Below are 3,806 nucleotides of genomic sequence, written 5' to 3' on the forward strand. Positions count from 1 at the left end.
GGGGCGGGCGGTCCCTGGAGCGGCAGCCGCTCGGAACCTGTACAGCCGCTGTTCCGGGTGCCGTTGCTGGTCGAGGACCGGGACGCGGCCATCGCCGCCCTCGCCCGGCACCGCGTCACCACCGGATATCTCTACGATCCGCCGCTGGACGTCTACGCGGGCGAGGTCTTCACCGATCCCTCGCCCGCGCCGGGACCGGCCGCCTGGTTCGCGCGGCACGCGCTGCCCGTCGACCCGCGCCGGGCCGACCAGGTGATCTCCGTTCTCACCACGCTGGGCGCCCGGCCGGTGGAGCAACCGGACGAACGGCCCATGGAACGAGGAGGGCTCGGCGGCGAAGGGTTCGGCGGCGGTGGCTGACACCGCCCGGTTAGGGAAGCCGGCCGCCGGCCAGGCGGATTCCGTGCCCGGCGCCTCGGGGACACAGCGGACACAGCGGACACAGACGGAGTCCGGCGGCGGCGACTCGATGTTCCGCAACGCCTATGCCCTGATGCTCTCCACCGGTGTCTCCGCCGCCCTGGGCCTCGGCTTCTGGCTGGTCGCCGCGCGCTACTACACGGAGGAGGCGGTAGGGCAGGGCTCGGCCGCCATCGCCGCCATGCGGCTGCTGGCCTCGATCACCGCCACCACCATGATTGGCGCGGTGGTGCGCTATGTGCCGCGCGCCGGTCGGGCCACCGGGCCGCTGGTGTGGCGGGCCTACACCATCAGCTCACTGGTCGTGTGTGTCGCCTGCGTGGTGTTTCTGCTGACGCTCGATCTGTGGGGCCCGTCCTACGCACCGCTCCACGGTGTCACGGCGGGCCTCGTCTTCACCGCCTCCTGTGTCGCCTGGGCGCTGCTCACGCTCCAGGACGGCGTACTGACCGGGCTGCGCAAGGCCTTCTGGGTGCCCGTCGGCAACGCCGTGTTCTCCATCGGCAAGCTGCTGCTGCTCGCCGTGTTCGCCGGCGCGCTGCCCGTACTCGGAGTCTTCGTCTCCTGGGCGGCGGCCATCGCCCTGTCCGTGCTGCCGCTCGGCTGGCTGGTCTTCCGCAGGCTCATCCCCCGGCAGGCGGCGGCCGACCGGGACCGCGAGCCGCCGCGGCCGGCCGACATCGGACGGTTCCTGGCCGGTGACTCGGTCGGCGCGCTGTTCAGTCTGGCGATGATCAATCTGCTGCCGGTGATGGTCGCGGTCCGCTTCGACGCCGCGCACAACGCCTTCTTCTACACGGCCTACACCGTGGGCGGCACGATGGAGTTCATGGCCATCAACATGGCCTCCTCGCTCACCGCGCACGCCTCGCACAGTCCGGACCGGCTCGCCGAGGGCGTACGCGGAGCGCTGCGCCGGATGACATTCCTGCTGGTGCCCGTGGTGCTGATACTGGTGCTCTTCGCACCACAGGTCCTCGCGCCCTTCGGCGACGACTACGCGCGCAACGGCACGACCGTGCTGCGGCTGCTGGCCGCCGCCGCCCTGCCCCGGGTCGTCGTGGAGCTGTACATCGGCGTGCTGCGCGTCCAGGGCCGTACGGGCATGCTCGCCGCGCTCCAGGGCGCCATGTGCGTACTCGTCCTGGGCAGCGCGCTGTTCCTGCTCGGCCCGGCCGGGATCTCGGGCGCGGGGCTGGCGATGCTGCTGTCCATGACGCTGGTCGCGCTGGTGGCGGCGCCGGGACTACGGGCGGCGCTGCGGGACGGTCACCGTACGGGACGGGAGCGTGGGCGCGGGCGCGGGCGCGGGCTGAAACAACGGAGGCAGGAACAGAGGGCAGCGGGGCCAGGCGCGGGCGCGGACGAGTACGGCACCGAGTGGGCCCGCAGGGCCGCCCGGCGCCGTACGGACACGGCCGAGGAGGCGTCACGGGAGCGGGCGGAGTACGGCACGACCTGGGCGGAGCGCACGGCCTGTCTGCGCGGTGTCCACGACACCGCGACTCCGGCCGTCGGCCTTCCGATATCCGTTCCGTCGCCCGCGCCCGCGGCCGTATCCGCGCCCGTCGACGAGAGCCGGACGGTCAGTCTGCTGTGGCTGCTGCTCGGGATCGCGGGCGGACTGTTCTGGTCGCCGCTCGCACAGGCCGAGGACATCGGCCTCGATCGGCTCACCGGTGCTCAACTCCTCGATGTGCTGCCGCCGTTCACCCTGATCGCGGGCATCCTGCTGATCGTCGTCCAGTGCGCCACCGTCTCACTCGACCGGCCGGGCCCGGTGCTGCTCGCGCTGGGACCGCTGACCACCTTCGCCGCGCTGCACTCCGCGCCTCCGCTGCTGGGCGTACCGCCCGACCGGGCGTCAGGTCTCTGGCACGGTGCCGTCGCGGACCTTCCCGACGCGGTGCTGCGGACCCTGCCCGTCGCCCTGCAACTGCTCTGCCTGGTGCTGACCGCCCTCACGCTGTGGGCACTGCGTACGGACAGACGCGTCACGGCGAGCGTGGTGTGGGTGCTCGCCGTGGCGGGCTGGGCGGCGCAGCATCCGTTCGCGACGGTCGCGCTGCCCGTGACGGCAGGGCTGTGCGGGCTGTGCGGAGTGACGGCGGTGGCCCTCGCCGTACGCCGTCACCGTCATCGTCACCGTGCGGGAACGGGCTGGCGGAAGTACGGATCGCGGCCCGCTTCGCGATAGCCCTCCAGCGCCGGGCCCTTGTTGACAGTGAGATCGCAGTGCCGGCCCGGTACGGGACGGTTCCAGTGCACCAGCGCCCGTACCCGGGGGAGCGTCGGCACGACCTCCGGGATCTTCTCGTACCAGCCGCGCTGCCGGCCGGGACGGGCGGGATCGGGCGCCGTACTGAACTCGGCGAGCATGACCGGTTTCCGGTCGGACACATTCTCGCGCAGCCACTCGTAGGACGGCCGCTGGCTGCGCTCGAAGTCCAGCCAGTTCGGTGAGTCATGACAGGCGAAGTAGTTGTACTGGTCCATGCCGATCCAGTCCACGTACTCGTCGCCCGGATAGAGCGACTTCATCAGCTCGGCGTTGCCCAGATAGCCGGAGACCGTCCACACCCACACCACATTGTCCACACCGAGCTTCTCGAACCGGTCGTGGATATGGCGGTAGGCGGCGATGAACTCCTCGGGCGTGCCCGCGTCCGGAGTACGGAAGTCGGTCTCCTGGTCGAAGGAGAAGAAGACGCGCTTGCCGTACGCCTTGAGACGGCGGGCCTGCGGATCGATGATCTCCTCGTCGAACTTCCCGGCGGCGACATTGCGCCAGCCGAGCTGGGTCTCGGTCCAGTTCTTGTGGTGCGGCTCGGTCCATACGGTGGACTCCCAGGCCAGCATCAGCATCCGGTCCCGGCCCAGCTCGCGTTCGTCGGGCGTGAGCAGCACACCGTCGCGGGCGGTGTTGGACATGTCGTGGTAGTTGTAGACAAGATCCAGCTTGCGGCCGATCTTCTTCTCGAAGCCGTACACCGCGTCCTTGAGCGAACCGTTCTCCGCATACGGCACATACGCGCCCCACCAGGCGCCGCAGGGCGGCTCCAGCAACGGGCCCGCCGCGCACGGTCCGTCGGCCGAGTCGTCCCTGCCGCCGGGCGCTCCCGGTCCCGTGGCTCCGATCCCGAGGCCGACGAGCAGCGCGCCTGCGGCGGCCAGGACGAGCGCGATACCGGTGGACCGCCGCCCGCCCTTGGCCCGGCGTCCGCCCTTGGCCCGGCGTCCGCCCTCGGTCCGGCGTCCGCCCTCGGTCCGGTGCCGTGCCGGTATGCCGGTCACCGGCCCCTCCAGGGACCCGGTTTGAGGCGCTCGGCGGCCCGTAGGCTCACGGCCTCCCGGGTCGCGGCGGGCAGCGGTACGGCGGGGGGCGG

2 protein-coding genes and 1 pseudogene are annotated in these 3,806 nt (G+C 71.8%); 2 read left to right on the forward strand and 1 reads right to left on the reverse strand.

All coding sequences use genetic code 11. The features are described from left to right. Both GA0115259_RS28355 and GA0115259_RS28360 read left to right on the forward strand, forming a co-directional pair. Positions 1 to 360, forward strand: a pseudogene (locus GA0115259_RS28355) (DegT/DnrJ/EryC1/StrS aminotransferase family protein); the annotation flags it as partial. Further along, positions 353 to 2,617, forward strand: coding sequence for a lipopolysaccharide biosynthesis protein (locus tag GA0115259_RS28360; protein WP_370748575.1), 2,265 nt, complete (start codon positions 353 to 355; stop codon positions 2,615 to 2,617). The pseudogene GA0115259_RS28355 and the gene GA0115259_RS28360, both read left to right, overlap by 8 nt. On the opposite strand, the gene GA0115259_RS28365 is transcribed toward GA0115259_RS28360, so the two are convergent. Then, entirely contained in the window at positions 2,563 to 3,558 is a 996-nt protein-coding gene (locus GA0115259_RS28365; RefSeq protein ID WP_370748577.1) for a glycoside hydrolase family 26 protein, read from the reverse strand. The genes GA0115259_RS28360 and GA0115259_RS28365 overlap by 55 nt on opposite strands. Positions 3,559 to 3,806: the final 248 nt, after the last annotated feature.

The organism is Streptomyces sp. MnatMP-M17, from assembly GCF_900091995.1.
GTDB lineage: Bacteria > Actinomycetota > Actinomycetes > Streptomycetales > Streptomycetaceae > Streptomyces.